We start from the raw sequence: 20,352 nt of genomic DNA on the forward strand, positions 1-20,352 counted from the left end.
CAACCGAAGAGGCTGTGTCGACATGGTAGAGCTCGTTCAGGATTCCCACCAGCCGATCAACCCCCTCGACCTTCTCGAAGAGCTCGGCAGCGCCAATGACTGGACCTGCGACCGCCACAGCGAGTCCGAGCTTCTCATCGAAATGTCCGGTCATTGGTGCGAGTACCACATGTATTCCGTCTGGCAGGCCCAGGTGAGCTCGATGTTCTTCTCCTGCCACTTCGACCTCAAAGTCCCCAAAGCCCAGCAAAAGGAAATCTGCGCCCTGCTGGCCCGCGCCAACGAGCGGCTCTGGCTCGGCCACTTCGACCTTATGGCCGAGGAGGGCGCCCTGATGTACCGTCACACCATTCCCCTGCGCGGCCTTTCCGGCGCCTCCCTGGAGCAGTTGGAGGATCTGGTCGAGGCGGCGCTGATGGAATGCGACCGGATCTATCCGGCGCTGCAGATGGTGATCTGGGGCGGCTCGACGGTCGATCAGGCGCTGGACGCGGCCTTGATGGAGACCGTCGGCGAAGCCTGAACGCGCGGGCGCCGGTCCGCGCCCGGTTCGCCCCCACAGCGAGGTGCAGGAGCGATCTTATGAAACTGGCCGGTCCGCTGCTGCTGGTCGGCTGCGGCAAGATGGGCGGCGCCCTTCTGGAAGGCTGGCTGGGCCAGGGGCTCGACCCGGATCTGGTCTGGATCGTCGAGCCCCATCAGGACGCCTTGCAGGCCTATCTGGCGCGCGGTGCCCATCTGGCCGCCGGCCCGGCGGAGCTGCCGGCGGACCTGCAGCCGGCGCTCATGGTTTTCGCCGTCAAACCCCAGATGCTGGCCGATGCCCTGCCGGCCTACCGCGCTTTCGCGGAACAGGGCGCGGCAGCGCTCTCCATCGCCGCCGGCTGGCGCCTGGCCGCCTTTGAGGAGGCGCTGGGCGCCGAAACCCCTATTGTCCGCGCCATGCCCAACACCCCGGCGGCCGTCGGCCGGGGCATGTCCGTGCTCTGCGCCAATGACCGCTGCGACCAAGACTTGCGCGATCTGGCCGCCGACCTGCTGATGGCCGTCGGTGCCGCCGCCTGGATCGACGACGAGGCGCAGATGGACGCGGTGACCGCGGTGTCCGGCGGCGGGCCGGCCTACGTCTTCCTGCTGATCGAGTGCCTGGCGCAGGCCGGCGTCGAGGCGGGCCTGCCCGCCGACCTCGCCATGCAGCTTGCCCGCGTGACCGTGGCCGGCTCCGGCGCCCTGGTTGACCAGTCCACCGAGCCCGCCGCCACCCTGCGCCAGAACGTCACCTCGCCCGGCGGCACCACCCAGGAAGCGCTGCGCGTGCTGATGGCCGAAAACGGCCTGCAGCCGCTGCTTACCAAGGCCATCGCCGCCGCCACCGCGCGCAGCCGGGAACTGGGGTAGGGAATCGTACTTATCCGCTCCGCGCCGGCCGCTGGGACACGCGTGACGTCCATCTTGATCACGCGGTCACTCCTCGGTCGAATCGCTTCGCCTGTATCTTTTCAGGTTGAATGCTTCGAGCAAACCGAGATGCACTTGGTAGGTCTGTGCATTCTCATTGAACTGTGCTCTGGAATCTTTGTATCGAAAGACATACTGAGCCCCGCCATAACCGGCTCCACCGCTCTGATAAAAGCCAATTACAGAAAACTCGAACAGTTCACCTAGGATCTTTCGAGGCGTTTTCCCTTCGGGCACCAACTCTGGTCGCGCATCACATGCGTGTTGAAATTCCTCAATCGAGAACTGGACTGCTTCAAGCTGCTGGAGGAGCTCAAAGTAAGAGCCATGGTTCGGAAGATGCTTTTGCATCTCATCGTCTAGCTCTGCGACCAAGTATTGGGAGTAGTTGGATCGTGCGCTTGTGATGTCTCGATTCTCGATCAGGTCAGTGCGCTCGGAATTCGTCTGATAGGAGGCCAACGCTTCATTGCAAAACTTGATCATGTCGCGAGGCCTTAGCATGGTTCGATCTACGACATGTTGGTACTTGGATTGGTTACCTCGCATCTGTTGGACCTCGTTAAACACAAGGTCCCACGCTCCCTCTTCACCCACACTAAGGAGCTTGGCGAAGCGCCTCTCCATGAGTTCACGCAGCGTATGTTTTGTTCGTGCGGTATCCCATTCAATCCGTACCAGTCCGCCTTGAGTGAGCTTGTTCTTATCTTCGAATTGTAGGAACTGATAAATGTCGTCGCGTAGAAATATGACAACATTCAACTTCTTATGATTCTCCAGGGCTAAATTGTTGATTTGCATCGCAGCTTTGAGAAGCCCAATAAGCCGCAATGGGTAGTTGGCATCGTCTTTACTGAATCCGAGATCAAGTTCGTCAAAACAGACATAGTACAGATTATCTGGATTCAAGCTCTGTAGAATCTTCTTCTCTAAATTGTCGTTCACCTCTTTCGCGACTGTAGGCAGGTGCTCCATCGCGATGTTTTCGACTTCTACTCCCGCATTGACCCCCAGAAGCGATAGACCCAGCGTAGGCTTGATGTGTATCTGTCTGGTCGGGGAGAACAGATTCGTTAAGTCAGGGTCCTTGCTTCCATAAGTATCGAGAACAAAGTTCTCAATACTTCCCAAATCATCCAGAAATCTTTCGTTCCAAGGCTGACTTTGATCATAGTTCAAAAGGATTTTTGAAATTGTAATGAATATCAGATACTTCCAGCTCTGAACAAAACACTCTTCCCGCGGCACACCCTTGAGCATTTGCAGATTGTGATGGTGCCAGGGATAGTCAGTGAAAGTATGTCCAAGGGCAAATGCGTCAGGTCTTCGGTCTTTGATTATCTTTCGGAAGATCGCAGTTTTCCCACTGCCCTTGCGACCGACGACCAAGAAGCGCTCAAAATCCCGGACAGCCTCAAAAGACTCATGGTCTTCGAAACACTCGTCTAACAAGTTGTCGCGGTCTGCGTCGATTCCACCGAAGTTATTGATTTCGGTAAGAGCTGCCATCTATTCCACTCTTTCAACTGTAGGATTACTGAGCTCGGCAGCTTTCATTGAACTTATGCGATGGTCAATGCAAGAATTTCATCGATGGATTGATCATGGTTTAAGGCTGGAAGGGGACTACTAGGCCGCTTCGTGCAGGTCAGTTTGTGCTGGCCGCACTGCTTGCGAACCGTTGAAGCTTTGACTTCCCGGTGGGACCCGCCATCTAGATGGTGAGGGGCTAAACCCCACCCGGAGAGGGAGGAGCGGTGGCGATGACGGAAAAACCCTGGCGGATTTCGCGGCGTGCGGTGCTGGGCGGCCTGGCGGCGCTGCCGTTTGCCGGTCCTCTCGTGCTTCCCCGGGCGGTGCGGGCCAACGGGCCCATAACACGGCCTATCCCGGCAAGCGGCGAGCCCCTGCCGGTCATCGGCATGGGCACTTGGATTACCTTCAACGTCGGCGGCGACCAGCGCCTGCGCGATGCGCGCAGCGAGGTGCTGCAGGCCTTCTTTGATGCCGGCGGCGGCATGGTCGATTCCTCGCCCATGTACGGCTCGGCCGAGGCTGTGATCGGCCACGGCCTGGAGCGCACGAGCCAGCCGCCCGGGCTGTTCTCCGCGACAAAGGTCTGGACCTGGGGCCGGTCGGACGGCGTCGAGCAGATGGCGGAATCGCGCCGCCTCTGGGGCGTCGAGCGTTTCGACCTGCTGCAGATCCACAACCTGCTCGCCTGGGAGGACCACCTGGAGACCCTGCGCGCCATGAAGGCCGAGGGGCGGGTGCGCTACATCGGCATCACCACCTCCCACGGCCGCCACCACGGTGACTTCGAGGCGATCATGCGCGCGGAGGACATCGACTTCGTCCAATTCACCTACAACGTGGTGGACCGGGAGGCCGAGCAACGCCTGCTGCCCCTGGCCGCCGAGCGCGGCCTGGCGGTGATCGTCAACCGGCCGTTCCGCCGCGGCGCGCTGTTCGACCGCTATGCCGCCAACCCCTTGCCGGGATGGGCGGCGGAGATCGACTGCGCCAACTGGGCCCAGGTTTTCCTGAAGTTCATCGTCTCCCACCCGGCGGTCACCTGCGCCATTCCGGCGACCTCGCGGGTCGACCACATGGCGGAGAACATGGGCGCGCTGCACGGCCGCCTGCCGGACGCCGCGCTGCGTGCCCGCATGGCCGCGGACATCGAAGCGCTCTAGGACCGCCCGCCGGTGTTGGCCTTTGACGCGGAGGTGCTGGCGGCGCTCTTCGCCCAGATCAACCGCGCGCTCTGGCCCTGGCAGATCGCGTCCGTCGTGGCTGCGCTTGCGGCGGTGGGTCTTGCCGCCTCCGGCCACCGCCACGCGGGCCGCGCCATCGGGGCGATCCTTGTCGCCGGCTGGCTCGCCTGCGGCCTGATCTTTCACCTGCATTACTTCGCCCAGCTCAGCTTTACCGCACCGGCCTTCGGCGCGCTCTTCCTGGCGCAGGCCGCACTCCTGGCATGGAGCCTGGGGCTGCGCGGCGGCGCGGTCTTTGTGCTGGGCCGCGGCATGGCGGCGCGTCTCGGCGTTGCGCTGCTGGCGGCGGCGCTGCTGGCGCCGCTCTTGCAGGCGTCTCTGGGCGAGGGCTTGGAGACGGCGCGGACCGTCGGTCTCGCGCCGGGACCGACGGCGGTCTTCACCCTCGGCGTGCTGCTGCTGAGTGCCGGGCGCTGCCCGCTGCACCTGATGGTGCTGCCCTTCGTCTGGACCCTCATCGCCGGCGCCACGGCCTGGGAGCTGGAGGTGCCGGCGGACTTGGCGCAGCCGGTTCTCGGGGCTGCGGCGCTGGCTGCAGGGGTGCTCCACAATCGTCGGATCACCCGCAACCCTGCTTAGGACCCGTCGCGGTCGAATCCCTTCTCGATCACACGCTCCAGCAGGACACGGAGCTGCACCATGCCGTCTTCGCCCAGGCCCTCGGCCAGGCGCGCTTCGATCTGCCGCTTGATGCGCACGCCGTCCTTCAGCGCAGCCTTGCCCTTGGCCGTGTAGTGAATGACTTTCGCCCGCCGGTCTGCCGGGTCCGGACTGCGGACGACCACCCCGGCGGCCTCCAGATCGTCCACCAGTTGCTGCACAGCCTGCTTGGTGAGGCCGGAGCGTTCCACGAGGTCGCGCTGACGGGTGCCCTCAGGGCTGAGGAAGGCCGTGATGTTGCTCTGGGCGCGGCCATACCATCCGTGCCCCGCCGCCTGCATGGCGGTGATGAAGGCCTCCTTCCACAGAAAGGCCGCCTGCCACAGCGGCCATCCGATGTGGTCGGGCTTCAGCCCCGTGTCGTCTGCTTCGCTCAAGACGGCGTTCCCGAATTTTAGTCAAGATACTTGACGACATCGTCGTTCCAGCATATAGTCAAGCATCTTGACTAAAAGCGCAAGGGCAGACGATGCCAGGGTTCGACCGACGCCGCTTTCTCGCCGGAGCTGCCGCCGCCGCGGCCCCGGGCCTGACAGGCCCCGCCATGGCCGAGTCCCTGACGCTGGTGCGCCAGCAGGGCGAGTGGCGCAGTCATTTCCGCGGCGGCATGCTGTTCCGCTGGCGCCACGAGGAGGGCGCCCTGCTGGGGGAGGTAAGCGCCGCGACCGCCGGTTGGATGGCCGTCGGCTTCAACGATGCCGAGAGCCTGAAGGGGACCTGCTTCGTCATGGCGCAGCTCTCCGTTCCTCCGGCCCGCGTGGAGCTGCGCCGTGCCCTCGTACCCGACCACATCCGCATCGAGGGCGCCGCCGTGCAAGAGGCTTTGCAGGTCCGCCGCCGCAGCTATGCCACGGGGCGGTCCCAGCTCGACTTCCGCCTGTTGCACGCTGTCGGGGACACCCTTGGGGTGAACCTTTCGCCCGGCGCAACGACGTATCTGTTGATGGCCTGGAGCCGCTCGCCCGACTTCGCCCATCACTCGGCGTTCCGCGACCAAAGGGACGTCGTGCTCTAACCCGCTGTTCACCGCCGCAGTCACCGCAACACCCGCGCCCCGGCCTCCCGGGGTTCGGAGGAAAGGATGCCTGTGCCTTGAAGACCCCGACACACATTCTGATCGGTTGGGGCTGCGCCGCGGCCCTGGGCTGGAGCGGGGCGCTGCGGCGGGCCTGCGTCATCGGCGCGGTGGTGCCGGACGTCCCTGTCATCGCCCTGTGGTCGGCGATCGCCGCCAGGGTGACCTGGCAGAACGGCGGCTACGTCCAAAGCCAGGTTCAGGCCGGAATGGACGCGCTTTACTTCTCCCACCCCCTGGTCATCGGCCTCCACAACCTGCTGCATTCGCCGCTCAGTCTCCTGGGTCTGGCGGCGCTCGCCCTGTTGGTCTTCTGCCGCAACCCGGTCTGCCGCCGCCTCTGCCTGGCATTCCTGGCCGGTGCCATGACCCATGCGCTTGTGGACATCGCCAGTCATGTCACCGACGGTCCGCTGCTGTTCTGGCCGCTCAACGAAAGCCTGCGTGTTGCGGGCCCGGTCAGCCACTGGGACCCGGCCTTCGGCGGGCACTGGGTGACGGCCGTCGAGCTGTCTCTGGCGGCTGCCTTTGGGCTCTATGCGGTTGCCTTGCGCTGGCGCCGCAGTCCCGCCGTGGCCGGGTGAGCCCTTTGCAGCCGCGCCAACTTCCGCTAACACCTCTGCACTCAGGTTTGTCGGGGGAGGAACGGATGAGCGAACCGGCTTTGAAGGAAAGCGCCCGGCGCGTGCAGGCGGCCTTGGCGGACTTCGGCTTCGACTTCCGGGTCCGGGAATTCCCGGCCTCCACCCGCAGCGCCGAGGATGCCGCCGCCGCCATCGGCTGCTCGGTGGCGCAGATCGTCAAGTCGCTGATCTTCCAGGCGGCGGAGAGCGGTGGGCCGGTGCTGATCCTGGCCAGCGGCGCCAACCGGGTCGACGAGGCCGCGGTGGGGCGGCTGCTGGGCGAGCCGATCGTGCGTGCCAAGCCGGACTTCGTGCGCGAAGTCACAGGCTTTGCCATCGGCGGCGTGCCGCCGGTCGGCCATAGGCAGAACCCCACCGCGCTCATCGACCGCGACCTGATGGCCCTGGAGGAGATCTGGGCCGCGGCCGGAACGCCCAACGCCGTTTTCGCGCTCACCCCCGAGGCGCTCTGCCGCATCACCGAGGGGACGGTGGCGGACATCAAGCAGGCTTGAAGGGCAGGAGCGCCGGGCGGCCGGGCGCGGTTCCGCGTCAGGAGGCCGCAGGACGGCATCCGGGCGCGGGCTTCCCGCGGCAGGTCTCCATGCCTAAGATAGGGAGATGGAGACAGCAGTCCCAAGGGGTTGAGACGCCAGAGGAGCGGAAACCGAGGAGCGGAAACCATGGTCAAGAAAGCCGACCTCCCGAAGCACATCATCGACACCGCCTTTGCGCTGGCAGCGGAGCGCGGCTGGCGCGACCTGTCGTTGGCGGAGATCGCCGAGGCGGCCAAGGTTCCGCTCTCCAGCCTCTATCCGCTGTTTCCCTCCAAGCAGGCCATCATCCGGGGCTTCGCCGACCAGGTCGATGCGGCCGTCATGGCCGAGGAGGATCCGGAACGCGGCGAGGCGCCGGCGCATGACCGGCTGTTCGACGTGCTCATGCGCCGCTTCGAGGCGATGCAGCCTCAGCGCGAGGCCATAGGCGCCATCCTGCAGGACCAGATGCGCGACCCCCTTTCGCTGTTCTGCGGGCTTTCCCGCTTCAAGCGGTCCATGGCCGCGATGCTGGAGATCGCGGGCTTCTCCACCAGCGGCCTGCGTGGGGTGATCCGGGTCGAGGGCATCTCCGCCGTCTATCTGGCCACCCTCAGGGTCTGGCTGCGCGACGAAAGCGCGGACATGGCCAAGACCATGGCGAGCCTCGACAAACAGCTGCGCCGCATCGACGGCCTGGCCAGCCGCATGGCCGGGCGCATGGCCGGGCGGGGCGAGGGTCAGGCCGCCTAGAGCGGACCCCCTCTGGAAAACCTCCGGTCGCATCGCCGCCGAGATCTTCAGCCGGGACCTTCAGCCGTTCCCGGGCCCGCCGCCGGGGCCCTTCCGCACCTCTTTTTGCTGCGGTCGCTAGCGGCTGAAAGGCCAGTTTTTCTGCCGTTTTCGTGATTTTTTTGTGCAGTGCAATAAAAACTGCTTGACCGTCAGGCGGGCTCCTCTTATATCAGCGTCACCACAGGTATTGTGCGGTGCAACATAAGGCGGGCCGCGCCCGCACAGATCGAGGAGTTCGAGTGATGGCTGTTTCTGGTAACCCTTTCCTGAACGGTGAGTTCGCCAAGTTCGACTTTGCGTCGCTGATGGATCCCAGCAAGCTCGCGGAGCAGTGGGAGAAGATCGACTTCACCGCCGTTCCGGAGCAGTTCAAGGTCCCCGGCGTTGACGCCCAGGCTCTGGTGCAGGCGCAGAAGCGCAACATCGAAGCCGTGGCCTCTGCCAACAAGGTTGCGCTGGAAGGCGCCCAGGCGGTGGTCCGCCGTCAGGCCGAGATCCTGCGTCAGTCCATCGAGGAAGCCTCCAAGGCTTTCAGCGAGCTGAACGCCGCCGGCACCCCGCAGGACAAGCTGGCCAAGCAGGCCGAGCTGATGAAGCAGGCTTACGAAGCCTCTCTCGCCAACCTGCGTGAGCTGACCGAGATGGCGACCAAGTCCAACGGCGAAGCCGCCGAACTGCTGACCTCCCGCGTCAGCGAGAGCTTCGGTGAGTTCACCAGCGAAGTGAAAAAGACCGCGAAGAAGAAGTAAGTCTCGCGGACGCTTTTTCCGAAAGCCTCCAAGAAGGGCCGTCTCCGGACGGCCCTTTTGTTTTGCCGGGCCAGCGGGGCTTCCGGCGGGCTTAAGCCTGCCGGCTGTTGCGTTCCGGCTCCAGGGGAGCGCCGAGGCGACGGCCATGCCGGACGATGGCCTGGGCCTCGGTAAGCCGCGCAACCTCCCAATCCTGAAGGGCTTCGGGCAGCGGTGCAGGCTGGGCGGCCAGCGCCTGCGCCAGAGCGATCGCGTCTCCCGCCGCCTTGTCGATGCCGCGGGCCGTATGAGGCCTGACCACAGCGGCCGCATCGCCGATCAGGGCAACCCGCCCATAGAGCAGGCGCGGCGCCTGGAGGTCGTGGATCGCCTGGATGAAGGGCGCCGGCGTTGCCGCCACCGCCTGGGCAAAGGCCGGCGGCAGAAGGCTGGCCGCGGCGGCTTGCATCTCTGCGGCCACTCCAGGGTCCAGTCTGTCCGGCGTCATGGAAATCCTGTGGCGGCGACCGTTGCGGTCCGTCAGCAGCCGGTCCAGCGGCGCACCGGCCGGGGCCTGCCGGTACCAGACCCAGTTGTAGCGCCGGGCGCCGGGTTCCGTGGCTCCGTCGGCGCCGGGCACCAGGTAGCCCAGGATGTGGGAGCCGTCCAGGCGATAGAACGCGAAGCGCCCGGCGAGATCCCGGTGGGCCTCTGCCCCCAGTGCGGATTCGGGAATCAGGCCGCGCCAGGCGACGTAGCCGGCGTAGCGGGGCGCCACTCCGGGCGCAACAACGTCCCGCACCGCGGACAGTGTGCCGTCGGCGCCGATCAGCAGGTCGCCTTCTGCGCTGCCGCCCTCCGCGAAGTCCAGCCGCACGTCCTTATGGTTCTGGGCCAACCCGGTGACCGCGCGGCCCAGATGATAGTGCGCTTCGGGAAAGCGCTCCCGCAGGATCCGGTAGATCCGGTCCCAGGCATGCTGGGTCTGGTGGCTGCGATCCTGCGTGATGAAGCGGCCCTGCCGGTCCAGGGTAACCCGTTCAAAGGCGGTCACCCCCAGGGACTCGACCTCGGCAATTCCCAGGGTGCGCAGCGCGCGCACCAGATCGGCCTGCTCAACCAGCCCGGCGCCCTGGCTCTCCAGACTGCGAGACGAGCGTTCGAAAATGTCGACGGTCCAACCCTGCTGCCGCAGGAGGGTGCCGGCGAAGAGCCCGGCCAGGGAACCGCCGGCGATGAGGGCGCGGCGCTTCGAGGCCGCGGATGGCGTCGTCGAAAGGAGGCCAGGAAGGGAGATGGGGGTTGTGGACATGGGGATCTCCTTGTTTGGGGAGTTGTGCCTGCTCCGGAAGATCGGCCTTGTCACCAAAGATGATAATATTGAGAATTCTGGTAAGATCGTTGCATAGAATGCAATATTGGGGATCGATGGATCGCTTCGCCTCCATGAAAGCCTTCGTCGCCGTGGTCGAGGCCGGCGGGTTCGCCCCGGCCGCCCGGCACATGGGGCTTGCCACCTCCTCGGTGACGCGCCAGGTCGACGCCCTGGAAGCCAGGCTGTCGGCGCGGCTGCTGAACCGTTCGACCCGCAAGGTGACGCTCACCGATGCCGGGCAGGGCTACTACGAGAAGGCCGTGCGTTTGCTGGGCGACCTGGAGGAGGCCGACCTTGCCGTCGCCGGCGGCGAGCGGCCGCACGGCGTGCTGCGGGTCAGCGCGCCGCTGGCTTTCGGCCGCCTGCACCTGACGCCGGTCTTGGGCGCCTATCTCGAAGCTTGTCCCGAGGTGCGGCTGGATCTCCTGTTCACCGACGCCCTGACCGATCTCGTGGCCCTCAACATCGACGTTGCCATTCGCCTGGGCGGGCTGGAGGACGGCGGCCTGATCGCGCGCAGGCTGGCCGATCACCGGCGCCTCGTCTGCGCCAGCCCGGCCTATCTGCAACAGCAGGGTCGCCCGGAGAGGCCCGGTGACCTGGCCGACCACAGTTGCCTGACCTTCGCCTACGGCCCGGGCCGCGACGTCTGGCGTTTCCAGGCTGATGCCGGGCCCGAAGCGGTCGAAGTGGCAGCCCGGGTGCGGGCCAACAGCTCCGAGACCCTGGTCCAGCTCGCGCTCTCCGGTCTTGGCTTCGTCATGATGCCGACCTGGCTGGTCGGGGCGGAGGTGGCTGCGGGCAGGCTGGTCCCCGTGCTGACCGGGTGGCAGGCCAATCCGGGCGCCATGGACACCGGCATTCATGCCGTCTACCTCGAGAATCGGCGTGGCGTGCCGAAGGTCCGCAGCTTCATCGATTTTCTGCTGGCAGAGTGGCAACCGCAGCCGCCCTGGGAGCGCGGCCTCGAGATCTGATCCTGCGGGCCGAGCGCCGTGTATCCGGGGTTGCTCCCTTGCCCGGCGCCCGGCGCCGGTGATAGCGTCGCCCGCGCCGTCCCGCCGCCTCCAAACCGTCCCCCCGCGACCCTCAGAGCCGATCATGACCGAGACCGCCCCCATCACCTTTGACGACTTTATGAAGGTCGACGTGCGCGTCGGCACCATCGTGGACGCGCAGCCCTTTCCCGAGGCGCGGCGTCCGGCGATCAAGCTCTGGGTCGATTTCGGCGCGCCTCTCGGCGTCAAAAAGACCTCGGCGCAGATCACGGTCCACTATGCGGTCGAAGAACTGGTCGGCAAGCAGGTGGCCGCGGTGGTGAACTTCCCGCCCAAGCAAATCGGCAAGTTCATGTCGGAGATCCTGGTTCTCGGCTTTCCCGACGAGGCGGGGGAGGTGGTGCTGGTGACCGCCGACAAGCCGGTGCCCAACGGCGGACGCCTCTACTGATCCGAACCGCTGTCCGCTGCCGTCACGGCGTGCAGGCCCGGGAGGCTTCGCCCGCGCCCAGGTACTGATCGCGGCGGGTCTGGTCGAAAGCAGCGCTGCTGATGGCGCAGGCCCGGGCGATGCTCAGGCTGTCCCAGAGCAGCACCCGCCCGTCGTCGCCGCTGGTGGCAAAACGCTGGCCGTCCGGATGGACCGCAACCCGCCAGCTGGCGCCGTCGTGACCCGGCCGGCCCTCTGCCAGGCGCCGGCCCGTCGGGACATCCCAGAGGTGAAGCCGTCCGCTGCGGTCGGTGACCACCAGGGTCACGCCGTCGGCGAGATAGGCCAGATCGGTCGCGCCGCCGGTGTGACCGGTCAAGACGCCGAGGCTCGCGCCGGTCTCGACGTCCCAGAGCGTCACCACCTCGTCGCTGGAGGCGGCTGCGAGGCTGCGCCCGTCCGGGCTGAAGGCGAGGCTCCAGATCACGTCGTCCTCCGCCTGGAACTCCTGCTGCAGGGTGGCGTCGTCCAGATCCCAGAGTCGGATGCGTCCGTCGGTCGCGGCCACCGCCAGCAGCCCTTCGTCGGGGGCCAGTGCGGCGCGGGTCACCGCGCCGCCATCGTGGTTCAGGACCGTCTCGCGTGCGCCCTCCGCGACGTCCCAAAGGCTGATGCCGCCGTCGCTGGCGGCGATCAGCCGCCGGCCGTTGGCGGCAAAGGCCAGCGACCAGACCGCGCCCTGATCGACCTTCAGCAGGCTGCGCTGGCTGCCGCTCTCCAAGTCCCAGAGCCGCACCTCCCCACTGCGGTCCCCGGCCGCCAGCAGGCGCCCGTCCGGTGCGAAGGCCAGGGCCCAGACCTGGTGGCGATGGCCGGTGAGGACCTGGGCGTTGCCCGGCGCCTGCGGGTCCCAGACCGTGACCACGCCGCTGTCGTCTCCGGCGGCAAGGAGGCTTCCGTCGGCGCTGACCGCCAGTCCCTTGGCCGCCGCACCCGGCACCCGCTGCGCGCTGGCCAGGGGCCGGTCGATGCCCATCTGCCAGAGACGCATAAGCTGATCGCGGCCGAGAGTCGCCAGGCGATGGCCGTCGCGGCTGACCTCGATGTCGATGATGCCGCGGCTGTGCCCGCTGGGCGTCGAGGCGATGGGTTCGTTGCGGATCGGTTGCCAGAGGTGCAGGGCGCCGTCGCTCCCGCCGCCGAACAGGGTCTCTCCGTCGGGGGCGAAGGCCACTTCGTTGATCGCCCCGGCGCCGGCGAAAGCCTGGCCGATAATCCGGCCGCCGGGATAGTCGACCAGCATCGAGGTGGCGTCGCTGCTGGCGGTGGCGAAGCGGTCGCCCTGCGGGCTGAAGGCTAGGCTCCAGACGTCGCTGGTGTGGGCGCTGCGGATCGGCTCGAACACGAACTCCGCCGACGGCAGCGCCCAGGCGAAGATGTCGCCCGCCCCGGTCCCTGCGACCAGCCCCTTGCCGTCGGGAGTGAAGCGGACGCTCAGGAAATCACTGGCGCGATCGATCAGCGGTGCATGTGGCGGGGCACCGGCCGCCATATCCCCCTTCGGCAGGTCCCAGAGCCGGACGCTGCCGTCTTCCCCGGCGGCGGCGAGCCGATCGCCCGCCGGGTCGACCCGTACACCCCAGACGATGTCCTGCGACTGGGCAATGGTGCGCGCCTGACCGCCCAGTCCGTCGCCGACGGCCCGGATGTGGACGGCACCGTCGTCGCCGGCGGAGACCAGATGGCGCGCATCGGGTGTGAAGTGCAGATCCTGGATGCCGCCGTTGTGCCCCTGCAGGCTGGCGCCGACAGGCCGGCGCATGGCGGCGTCGATGATCTCTATGGTCCCGTCGCGCCGGCCGGTCGCCAGCAGCGTCCCGTCCGGTGTCATGGCGATGGCCAGGGCATCGCCGGCGGGAATGGGGCTGCCATCGAGAAAGGGGCCGTCGCCGGTGAGGGCATCGCGCGCAGCGATCATGGAGGCGCGGGCGTCGAAGCCCGAGGGGCCCGGCCCGGAGCGGGCGACCGCCTCGGCGGCCAGGGCCAGGGCGAGCAGCGGATCGGCTTCGACCAGGCCGTTGGCGGCAGCGCCCAGTGCCCCGGCGAAACGTTCGGTCGCTTCGGCGGTTGCGCGCTCGGCCCGCTCCTCGTTCTCCTGGGCTTCGCGCAGAGCCAGGAAGGCGATGACCGAGGCGACCGAGGCGCCGACCGCCAGAAACGACAGCATCGATACTGCTACGCGCCGCGTGCGCCGCTGGCGCCGCCGCCGCTCGGCGGCTGTCGCCACCGCTTCGGCTTTGGCCCGGGCCGAGGCATCGATGAAGGCGCGGTCGAGTTCGCCCGGCAGGTCGGGCCGCTTGGCCGCCCAGTCCTGCGCGGCCAGCAGGGGGGTGCCGCGGTACAGCAGATCGGCATCGCGGCCGGCGGCATCCCACTCCGCTGCGGCGCGTGCGAGACGTTGGCGCGTGCGCAGGTCGTCGCGGCTCTCCTCGATCCAGTCGCGCAGCCGCGGCCAGGTGCGCAGCAGCGCTTCGTGGGCGATCTGGATGTTCTGGGCGTCGACGGTCAGAAGCCTGGCCTCGGTCAGGCGCTCAACGACACGCTGCAGGACCTTTGGGATGCTGTCGTGCTCGATCTCGCTGCGCGCGAGGATACGGCGTGTGTCGGGTGTCTCTTCACCCGGCGTGACCAGGCGCAGAAAGAGACGCCGCGTGGCATCGCGCTCGGCATTGCCGAAACTGCTTTGGTAGGTGGCCTCGGCGGTCTGGCTGATCGCGCCCGCGACGCCGCCGGCTTCCCGGTATCCGGCAACCGTCAGGCGATGGCCCTGGCGGCGCAGCCAGGTTTCCACCAGCGCATGGGCGACCAGCGGCAGGGAGCCGGCTTCTTCGCCGGCCTCGTCGATGATCGCCTCGACCAGACTGCGCTCGACGTAGAGGCCGGCGCGGCGCGCCGGTTCGCTGATGGCGCGGCGCAGTTCGGAACGGGTCATCGGGCCGACCAGGACCTGATTTCCCGAGATGCGTTCGGCAAGCCAAGGCACTGCGGCGCAGGCCGCATAGAAGTCGGCACGCACGGCGATCACCACCCGGACGCTGCTGTCGGCCGGATCGGTCATGGCCGAGAGGGCGGCGATAAAGGCCTGGCGCTGGGCTTCCGGTGCCAGGGTGAAAAGCTCCTCGAACTGATCGATGCACAGCAGGACCGGCGTATCGCTCTCGTCGCTGCGCCCCAGGTGCCGGGCGAGTCCTGGACGCGCCAGCAGGTCGGCTACCGGAATGGCGGTCTTGCCGGCGGGCAGGGCGCTGGTCAGGGCATAGTGCAGTTCGGCCAGTGGGTCGCGGCCCGGCGTCATCAGGATGGCGCGCCAGGTGTCGCTGCCGAGCAGAGCGCCGGCCTTCAGCGCCGGCACCAGACCGGCGCGCACGAGAGAGGACTTGCCGCTGCCGGAGGGGCCGCCGACCACCAGCACCCGCTCCAGCTGTATCCGGCGCACCAGTTCGTCGACCAGAGCCTCGCGGCCGAAGAAGTCTCCGGCGTCCTCCGGCTGATAGGCTGCCAGACCCTTGTAGGGGCAGGCTGTGTCACGGCCGCTGCCCTCAGGGACGATGCGGGTCGGTATCTCTTCTTCGGCCTCGGCAACCTGCTGGGCCAGGACATCGTGGATTGCCGCGCGCCAGCTTTCGATGCCGGTGAAGCGCGCCGCGGGATCGAGAGCCATACCCTGTTCGATCACCGGGTGCCACGCGGCGGCCAGGGTGGGCAGGTGACTTGCGACAACCTCGGCATGGGGCGGGCGCTGGCCTGTGAGAACGTGCCACAGCAGTGCTGTCGCCGAGTAGATATCCGCAGCCGGCAACACATCGCCGAGACCGTCGCGCTGCTCCGGCGCCTCATAGAGCGGGGTGCCGCCGACGATGGTCGCCAGCGGTCCGTGCTTGACGAGGTCCTTGGCGATGCCGAGGTCACCGACCAGAACGCGCTCGTCGCCGGCCACGAGCCGGCGCGGCGGAGTCTGAGGCGGAGGCTGCTCGTTCACCAGCGTCGCATCGGCTTCGACCGGCGCGCGGCGCGCAAGCTGAAACAGAATGTTGGCCGGCTTGACGTCGCGGTGCACCAGTCCGGCTTCGTGGATCGCGGCCAGGCCGTCGGCCAGGGCGTCCACCAGCACCGTGAGTTCCCGCGGGTCCGGGCCGGTGCCGTCGTCGGGGCGGATACGTTGCGCCAGGGTGCCGCGGTCGGCGAAGTCCATCACGAAGTAAGGCCGGCCGTCGTTCAGGCGCCCGACGTCGTGGACTGTCACCACCTGTGCCGAGCGAACCCGCCGCAGGAGGCGGGCCTCCTCTACGAAGCGCGCCTGCAGGGCTTCGTCCTCGGCGAGGTTGGGATGAAGGATCTTGACCGCTACGGACGATTCAAGCTCTTCATCCCAAGCCCACACGACTGTCGCGAAGCCGCCCTTTGCAATCTCATCGCAAACCCTGTAGCGGCCGACGTAGGTGGGCAGCGTCATCGGCAGATCTACAGGTGGTCGCGCACATCCACGCAGTGATAGGCCTTGGCATCGAGAATGTCGTGGTTCCTATCGGCCGCCGTCACGCAGAGCGTGTGGGCGCCGTTGCGTGCGCCGATCGATACGGCGCTTTGCGTGGTATAGGCCGGGTAGGCGTCGGTCGGGTGCCAGTCGCCCTGCTTGACGCCATAGGTGGGCTCGGCGTTGTTGCTGACCTGTTCGACCGTATAGCTTTCGCCCCACCAGATATGGATGTGGTTCTTCGAAAGATCGGGCATGAAGTTGGCATCAAAGGTCACGGCCAGTTCGGTGCCCGCCTTGGCGACGCCTGCGATCTTCACGACGCAGCCGTCGACCGGACAGGCATTGGGCATGCTCGACTGGGCCAGCGCCGTTACCGTCAGACCGAGGGTCGCGCCGCCAAGAGCGGCACAGAGTCCTACCGCAAAGATGTTCGACAATTTCATTGGACCGCCTCCGCAAGTGATGGAAATCACCCTGCCCCAATGCCGTCAGGGTTCGCCCAAGGGCTTCGGGAGTCAAGGCCCCTGCCATGACACCTTGGAGGCGCGGGCGAGTTATTCCGGGGTATTGCCCGCCTTCAGTGCGGGCGGCCGGCCCGCTGCAGGCGGAAGCAGGGGCAGCCAGAGAGCGCCGCGCAGACAGCGGCAGGCAGACAGCGGCAGGCAGACTGCGGCAGTCGCCGAAGAGATCAGGTGATGTTGAAGCGCTGAAGCACGTCGGCCAGGTCGTCGCCGAACTGCGCGCCGCGGCGGATCAGCCCGACGTTCATCGGCAGCGCCTTCAGATCCGGATGGTCCGGATCCAGGCTGGTCAGAAGCGCGATGGGAATGGAACGGGTTGACGGCATGGCCGACAGGGCGCAGGCCAGATCGACCCCGCTCAGCCGCGGCATCACCTGCGCGGTGATCACCAGATCGGGCTTGGTTTCCAGGATGAGTTCCAGCGCCTCGATCGGGTTGGTGACGCTGGTCACCCGATAGCCGCAGGCGGCCAGCTCGCGGCCCACCACCTTGGCGGCGGCGCGCTGCGGGATGATGACCGTCACGTCCTTGTCAGTGATCTCCACGTCATCGACGTTGAAGGCGCTCTGCTGCGGCAGGGCGTGCAGCACCTCGGAGACTTTCTCCGCGTCCACGGCCTCGCCGTCCAGCAGGCTGCCGATGCGGTCTGCGAAGGCGATCAGGTCTTCGGCGTGGCGCGCTTCGACCGCTTCGATTTCGCTGAGGTATTCATCCAGGCGGTGGGTCAGAGGCCCGAAGCCGACGAGGTTCACCGCACGGGCCTTCATGCGCAGGTTGGCCGACTCCATGGCCAGGGTCCGCGCCGCCTCACGGGGGTCCAGGACGCCGTTTTTGACCTGCTGAACGCGCAGTTCCAGGTTCGACACGAGGTCGCGGGCCTCGTCGAGCGCCTCGCTCTCGCTCTGCGAGTCGACGGCTTCTTCGGAAATCAGCGCATTCGTGGGGTTCATGGGTCACTCCGTCCGGGCAGGGTTCTTGCGGCCGGCAGCATAGGGAGGCAGTGGTTAAGGCTGTCTAAAGGCCCCGCTGTCCTTGCGGGTTCTCTCAGGTGGGCAGCCAGACGCGGGCGCGCAGACCGCCGCCCGGGGCCTGTTCCAGCACCAGATCGCCCCCGTGGCTGCGAGCGACGTCGCGGGCGATGGTCAGGCCAAGGCCCACCCCGCCGGTGGTCGGGTTGCGCGACTGCTCCAACCGGAAGAAGGGTTTGAAGACGTCTTCATAACGCTCCGCGGGAATGCCCGGTCCGTCGTCGTCGATGATGACCTCCACCACGTTCCTGCGACGGCCCGCGCGCACGGAGACCTGCTGGCCGTAGCGCCGCGCATTGCCGATCAGATTGGTGAGGCAGCGGCGCATGGCTTCCCGGCGCAGCGGCAGCGCGATCTCCTGTTCCAGGTGCAGGTCGAGGGTGCCGCCGTCGCGCGACATCTGGCCCACGACATCGCGCAGCAGGGCGCAGAGGTCCGTCGTGACCGGCGCTTCCTTGCCTTCACCGCGTGCGAAGGCAAGGTAACCTTCGACCATGTGTTCCATCTCCACCACGTCGGACTGCAGTTCCTCGATGCCGGCGGCATCGTTCAGCATGGCGAGTTGAAGCTTCATGCGAGTGAGCGGTGTGCGCAGATCGTGGCTGACACCGGCCAGCATCTCGGTACGCTGCTGCACCTGGCGGTTCAGGCGGTCGCGCATGTTGATGAAGGCGACAGCGGCCTGACGCACCTCCGTCGCGCCTTCCGGCTTGAACTGCGCCACCTCCCGGCCCTTGCCGAAGGCCTCGGCGGCGCTCGCCAGCCGGCGGATCGGCTTCACCTGATTGCGCATGAAGATCAGGGCAACGCCGAACAACAGGATCGAACTGCCGATGGTCCAGAAGATGAAGAGGTAGGTGGTGGAGGAGAACAGACGCTCGTCGCTGACCAGAACGCGCAGGACGCCGCGGTTCAACTGCACCAGGATCTCGACGCGCTCGTCGAGGCTGCGGGTGTCGACCACAAAGGGCACGCCCAGGCGCTCCTCCAGAGCGTCCTGCAGGCGGGAGTCGACGATCCCGCGGATGACGACCTCGTCAGGGACAAGCAGTTCCGCGCCTTCGCTGAGCGAAAGCTCCAGGCGCATGGTGCTGTTGGCGAGGCTGAAGATCTGTACGAGCTGTTCGTTGGCTTCGGCGCGGTTGATCAGCCGCACCACCGCCGCCACGTCGCCGGCCAGCCCCTGCGCCAGCCGCTTGGTGATGGTGTCGTAATGCCGGTCGTAAAAGATCCAGGTGGTGATCACCTGCAGCAGGATCAGCGGCGTGACGATGATCAGCAGCGACCGGCCGAGCAGGGAGCGGGGCAGGAAGCGACGGATCGGGCCCGGTCCGCCCTGAGGGTAGAGCGGGTTCAGCAGGTTCTCCCGCGCGCCATCGGGTATTGCGGTTTCGTTCTTGGCGGCGTCGTCCGCTGGGTCCTTGCCCGCTTCGCCTCTGATCGCGTCGCTTTGCATCAGTCGGTCATCAGCACGTAGCCGGTGCCCCGCACGGTCTGCAGATAGCGTGGGAACTTCGGATCGCTCTCGATCTTGCGCCGCAGCCGCGTGACCTGCACGTCGATGGTGCGTGCGTTGCCGCTGACCTGGCTTTCATCGGAGAGCACCTGGCGGGTGATGGGTTCGCCCGCGTGCCGCGCCAGAGCCTTCAGGAGGGATGTCTCGGCGGTGGTGAGACGCACATAGAGTCCGGCGCGGGTGAGCTCTTCCCGGTCCAGGTCGAAACTGAACTCGCCGAAGGTGATGGCCGAGGAGGTTTTGGGCACCGCCGCGGGCACCCGGCGCAGGATGGCATTCACGCGCAGCACCAGTTCGCGCGGCTCGAAGGGCTTGGGCAGATAGTCGTCGGCGCCGGACTCGAAGCCGGCGATGCGGTCCTCGCTCTCATTCATGGCGGTCAACAGCAGGATCGGCACGCTGCTCCCCCGGCGCAGGGTCTGGGTCAGCTGCAGGCCGGTCTCGCCGGGCATCATGATGTCGAGCACCAGCAGGTCGAAGGCGAAGGAGGCCAGCTTGGCGCGCGCATCGGCGGCATCGACGGCGGTGGTGACGCGAAAGCCCTGTTCGCTGAGGTAGCGCTGCAGTAGGTCGCGCAGCCGCGTATCGTCATCGACGACCAGGATGTGGGCGGGCTCGCTGGCGGAAGCTGTCATGGCTCGAAGTATAGGTTGTGCGGCGCTTCAATCCTAGCATCGGGCAACCCCAGCATCGGGCAACCCCAGCATCGGGCAACCCCAGCATCGGGCAATCCTAGCGCCGGGTGGGCTGCTTTGGGCCGGGTTGCTTTGGCGCCGCTTGCTTTAGAGCGGGCGCTTCAGGCCGCTCGAAGCGGGCGCGGTCCGGCTCGTCGATGATGTTGGTCAGCACCGTGCGAAAGCCTTCCACCGCCGTGGCCCCGGCCTTGCGGTAGGCCCGCGCGATCCGCACCCGCTGGCGCTCGCTCAGTTTGCCTTCCAGCTCGCGCCCTTTCTCGGTCAGCTCCAGCAGGCGCTGGCGCCGGTCGCGCAGGCCCGGGCGCTGGGTGATGAAGCCCTCCCGCACCAACTGGCCCAGCACCCGCGACAACGACTGCTTGGTGATCCTCAGGATCGCCAGCAGCTCGGAAACGGTGATGCCGGGGTGGCGTCCGACGAAGTAGATCACCCGGTGGTGGGCCCGCCCGAAGCCGTAGTCCACCAGGATCTGATCCGGCTCCCCTGTGAAGTCGCGGTAGGCGAAAAACAGCAGCTCCATCGCCTGGCGCAGCTCCTCCTCGCGCAGGAAGAGGGGGTTGGGTCCGCCTTTTACGTCAGCCATGTTGACATATCTGCCTA

20 protein-coding genes are annotated in these 20,352 nt (G+C 66.8%); 11 read left to right on the forward strand and 9 right to left on the reverse strand.

What is annotated here, in order from left to right; genetic code table 11:
• Positions 1-22: 22 nt before the first annotated feature.
• Entirely contained in the window at positions 23-523 is a 501-nt protein-coding gene (locus tag Q0982_RS17705) for a YbjN domain-containing protein (RefSeq protein ID WP_322097060.1), read from the forward strand.
• Positions 524-582: 59 nt separating this feature from the next.
• Entirely contained in the window at positions 583-1,398 is an 816-nt protein-coding gene (gene proC, locus Q0982_RS17710; RefSeq protein WP_299397682.1) for a pyrroline-5-carboxylate reductase, read from the forward strand.
• Positions 1,399-1,464: 66 nt separating this feature from the next.
• Here proC and Q0982_RS17715 read toward each other — a convergent pair whose 3' ends face one another.
• Positions 1,465-2,967 (reverse strand): hypothetical protein, encoded by a 1,503-nt coding sequence (locus Q0982_RS17715; RefSeq protein WP_299397684.1) that lies wholly within the window; start codon positions 2,965-2,967, stop codon positions 1,465-1,467.
• 254 nt (positions 2,968-3,221) lie between these two features.
• Between Q0982_RS17715 and Q0982_RS17720 the strand changes: the two genes are divergently transcribed.
• Both Q0982_RS17720 and Q0982_RS17725 read left to right on the forward strand, forming a co-directional pair.
• Positions 3,222-4,154 carry an aldo/keto reductase gene (locus tag Q0982_RS17720; protein WP_299397685.1) on the forward strand — a complete coding sequence of 311 codons (933 nt, stop codon included), beginning with the start codon at positions 3,222-3,224 and terminating at the stop codon, positions 4,152-4,154.
• Between the two features lie 12 nt (positions 4,155-4,166).
• On the forward strand, positions 4,167-4,814 hold the full coding sequence (locus tag Q0982_RS17725) for a DUF6064 family protein (protein WP_299397687.1): 648 nt from the start codon (positions 4,167-4,169) through the stop codon (positions 4,812-4,814).
• On the opposite strand, the gene Q0982_RS17730 is transcribed toward Q0982_RS17725, so the two are convergent.
• Positions 4,811-5,272, reverse strand: a complete 462-nt coding sequence (locus tag Q0982_RS17730) for a MarR family winged helix-turn-helix transcriptional regulator (RefSeq protein ID WP_299397688.1) — start codon at positions 5,270-5,272, stop codon at positions 4,811-4,813. The two genes, Q0982_RS17725 and Q0982_RS17730, sit on opposite strands and share 4 nt — an antisense overlap.
• 92 nt (positions 5,273-5,364) lie before the next feature.
• On the opposite strand from Q0982_RS17730, the gene Q0982_RS17735 reads away from it, so the two are divergent.
• The 5 genes from Q0982_RS17735 (at position 5,365) to Q0982_RS17755 (ending at position 8,673) form a co-directional block, all read left to right on the forward strand.
• Positions 5,365-5,910: a hypothetical protein gene (locus Q0982_RS17735; RefSeq protein ID WP_299397690.1), complete on the forward strand. Its 546-nt coding sequence runs from the start codon at positions 5,365-5,367 to the stop codon at positions 5,908-5,910.
• A 77-nt stretch (positions 5,911-5,987) separates the two neighbouring features.
• Positions 5,988-6,554 (forward strand): metal-dependent hydrolase, encoded by a 567-nt coding sequence (locus tag Q0982_RS17740; protein WP_299397691.1) that lies wholly within the window; start codon positions 5,988-5,990, stop codon positions 6,552-6,554.
• A 65-nt stretch (positions 6,555-6,619) separates the two neighbouring features.
• Positions 6,620-7,108 (forward strand): YbaK/EbsC family protein, encoded by a 489-nt coding sequence (locus tag Q0982_RS17745; RefSeq protein ID WP_299397693.1) that lies wholly within the window; start codon positions 6,620-6,622, stop codon positions 7,106-7,108.
• Positions 7,109-7,276: 168 nt separating this feature from the next.
• On the forward strand, positions 7,277-7,882 hold the full coding sequence (locus Q0982_RS17750; RefSeq protein WP_299397694.1) for a TetR family transcriptional regulator: 606 nt from the start codon (positions 7,277-7,279) through the stop codon (positions 7,880-7,882).
• 284 nt (positions 7,883-8,166) lie between these two features.
• Positions 8,167-8,673 carry a phasin family protein gene (locus tag Q0982_RS17755; protein WP_299397695.1) on the forward strand — a complete coding sequence of 169 codons (507 nt, stop codon included), beginning with the start codon at positions 8,167-8,169 and terminating at the stop codon, positions 8,671-8,673.
• Between the two features lie 91 nt (positions 8,674-8,764).
• Here Q0982_RS17755 and Q0982_RS17760 read toward each other — a convergent pair whose 3' ends face one another.
• Positions 8,765-9,964, reverse strand: a complete 1,200-nt coding sequence (locus Q0982_RS17760; protein ID WP_299397697.1) for an FAD-dependent monooxygenase — start codon at positions 9,962-9,964, stop codon at positions 8,765-8,767.
• A 116-nt stretch (positions 9,965-10,080) separates the two neighbouring features.
• Between Q0982_RS17760 and Q0982_RS17765 the strand changes: the two genes are divergently transcribed.
• Positions 10,081-11,004, forward strand: coding sequence for a LysR family transcriptional regulator (locus Q0982_RS17765; protein WP_299397698.1), 924 nt, complete (start codon positions 10,081-10,083; stop codon positions 11,002-11,004).
• Positions 11,005-11,128: 124 nt separating this feature from the next.
• Positions 11,129-11,476: a tRNA-binding protein gene (locus Q0982_RS17770; RefSeq protein ID WP_299397700.1), complete on the forward strand. Its 348-nt coding sequence runs from the start codon at positions 11,129-11,131 to the stop codon at positions 11,474-11,476.
• Positions 11,477-11,498: 22 nt separating this feature from the next.
• Here the strand turns inward: Q0982_RS17770 and Q0982_RS17775 are convergent, their stop codons facing one another.
• From Q0982_RS17775 to Q0982_RS17800, 6 genes are all read right to left on the reverse strand, one after another.
• Positions 11,499-15,968 (reverse strand): protein kinase, encoded by a 4,470-nt coding sequence (locus Q0982_RS17775; RefSeq protein WP_299397701.1) that lies wholly within the window; start codon positions 15,966-15,968, stop codon positions 11,499-11,501.
• Between the two features lie 8 nt (positions 15,969-15,976).
• Positions 15,977-16,435, reverse strand: coding sequence for a hypothetical protein (locus tag Q0982_RS17780; protein WP_299397703.1), 459 nt, complete (start codon positions 16,433-16,435; stop codon positions 15,977-15,979).
• 245 nt (positions 16,436-16,680) lie between these two features.
• Complete coding sequence (locus Q0982_RS17785) at positions 16,681-17,463, reverse strand: PleD family two-component system response regulator (protein WP_299397704.1); 783 nt, start codon at positions 17,461-17,463, stop codon at positions 16,681-16,683.
• Between the two features lie 94 nt (positions 17,464-17,557).
• Positions 17,558-18,997 carry an ATP-binding protein gene (locus tag Q0982_RS17790; RefSeq protein WP_299397706.1) on the reverse strand — a complete coding sequence of 480 codons (1,440 nt, stop codon included), beginning with the start codon at positions 18,995-18,997 and terminating at the stop codon, positions 17,558-17,560.
• Positions 18,997-19,692: a response regulator gene (locus Q0982_RS17795; RefSeq protein WP_299397707.1), complete on the reverse strand. Its 696-nt coding sequence runs from the start codon at positions 19,690-19,692 to the stop codon at positions 18,997-18,999. Before Q0982_RS17795 ends, Q0982_RS17790 begins: the two co-directional genes overlap by 1 nt.
• A 97-nt stretch (positions 19,693-19,789) precedes the next feature.
• Entirely contained in the window at positions 19,790-20,335 is a 546-nt protein-coding gene (locus Q0982_RS17800; protein ID WP_299397709.1) for a MarR family winged helix-turn-helix transcriptional regulator, read from the reverse strand.
• Positions 20,336-20,352: the final 17 nt, after the last annotated feature.

This window comes from Pelagibius sp. (genome assembly GCF_028281305.1).
GTDB lineage: Bacteria > Pseudomonadota > Alphaproteobacteria > Kiloniellales > Kiloniellaceae > Pelagibius.

Bases quoted from the DNA above. Each gene is read 5' to 3' on its own strand.
- Q0982_RS17715 (WP_299397684.1), bottom strand. From the start codon at position 2,967: ATGGCAGCTCTTACCGAAATCAATAACTTCGGTGGAATCGACGCAGAC.
- Q0982_RS17755 (WP_299397695.1), top strand. From the start codon at position 8,167: ATGGCTGTTTCTGGTAACCCTTTCCTGAACGGTGAGTTCGCCAAGTTC.
- Q0982_RS17790 (WP_299397706.1), bottom strand. From the start codon at position 18,997: ATGCAAAGCGACGCGATCAGAGGCGAAGCGGGCAAGGACCCAGCGGAC.
- Q0982_RS17720 (WP_299397685.1), top strand. From the start codon at position 3,222: ATGACGGAAAAACCCTGGCGGATTTCGCGGCGTGCGGTGCTGGGCGGC.
- Q0982_RS17780 (WP_299397703.1), bottom strand. From the start codon at position 16,435: ATGAAATTGTCGAACATCTTTGCGGTAGGACTCTGTGCCGCTCTTGGC.
- Q0982_RS17775 (WP_299397701.1), bottom strand. From the start codon at position 15,968: ATGACGCTGCCCACCTACGTCGGCCGCTACAGGGTTTGCGATGAGATT.
- Q0982_RS17795 (WP_299397707.1), bottom strand. From the start codon at position 19,692: ATGACAGCTTCCGCCAGCGAGCCCGCCCACATCCTGGTCGTCGATGAC.
- Q0982_RS17705 (WP_322097060.1), top strand. From the start codon at position 23: ATGGTAGAGCTCGTTCAGGATTCCCACCAGCCGATCAACCCCCTCGAC.
- Q0982_RS17765 (WP_299397698.1), top strand. From the start codon at position 10,081: ATGGATCGCTTCGCCTCCATGAAAGCCTTCGTCGCCGTGGTCGAGGCC.
- Q0982_RS17800 (WP_299397709.1), bottom strand. From the start codon at position 20,335: ATGGCTGACGTAAAAGGCGGACCCAACCCCCTCTTCCTGCGCGAGGAG.
- Q0982_RS17750 (WP_299397694.1), top strand. From the start codon at position 7,277: ATGGTCAAGAAAGCCGACCTCCCGAAGCACATCATCGACACCGCCTTT.
- proC (WP_299397682.1), top strand. From the start codon at position 583: ATGAAACTGGCCGGTCCGCTGCTGCTGGTCGGCTGCGGCAAGATGGGC.
- Q0982_RS17785 (WP_299397704.1), bottom strand. From the start codon at position 17,463: ATGAACCCCACGAATGCGCTGATTTCCGAAGAAGCCGTCGACTCGCAG.
- Q0982_RS17735 (WP_299397690.1), top strand. From the start codon at position 5,365: ATGCCAGGGTTCGACCGACGCCGCTTTCTCGCCGGAGCTGCCGCCGCC.
- Q0982_RS17745 (WP_299397693.1), top strand. From the start codon at position 6,620: ATGAGCGAACCGGCTTTGAAGGAAAGCGCCCGGCGCGTGCAGGCGGCC.
- Q0982_RS17770 (WP_299397700.1), top strand. From the start codon at position 11,129: ATGACCGAGACCGCCCCCATCACCTTTGACGACTTTATGAAGGTCGAC.
- Q0982_RS17760 (WP_299397697.1), bottom strand. From the start codon at position 9,964: ATGTCCACAACCCCCATCTCCCTTCCTGGCCTCCTTTCGACGACGCCA.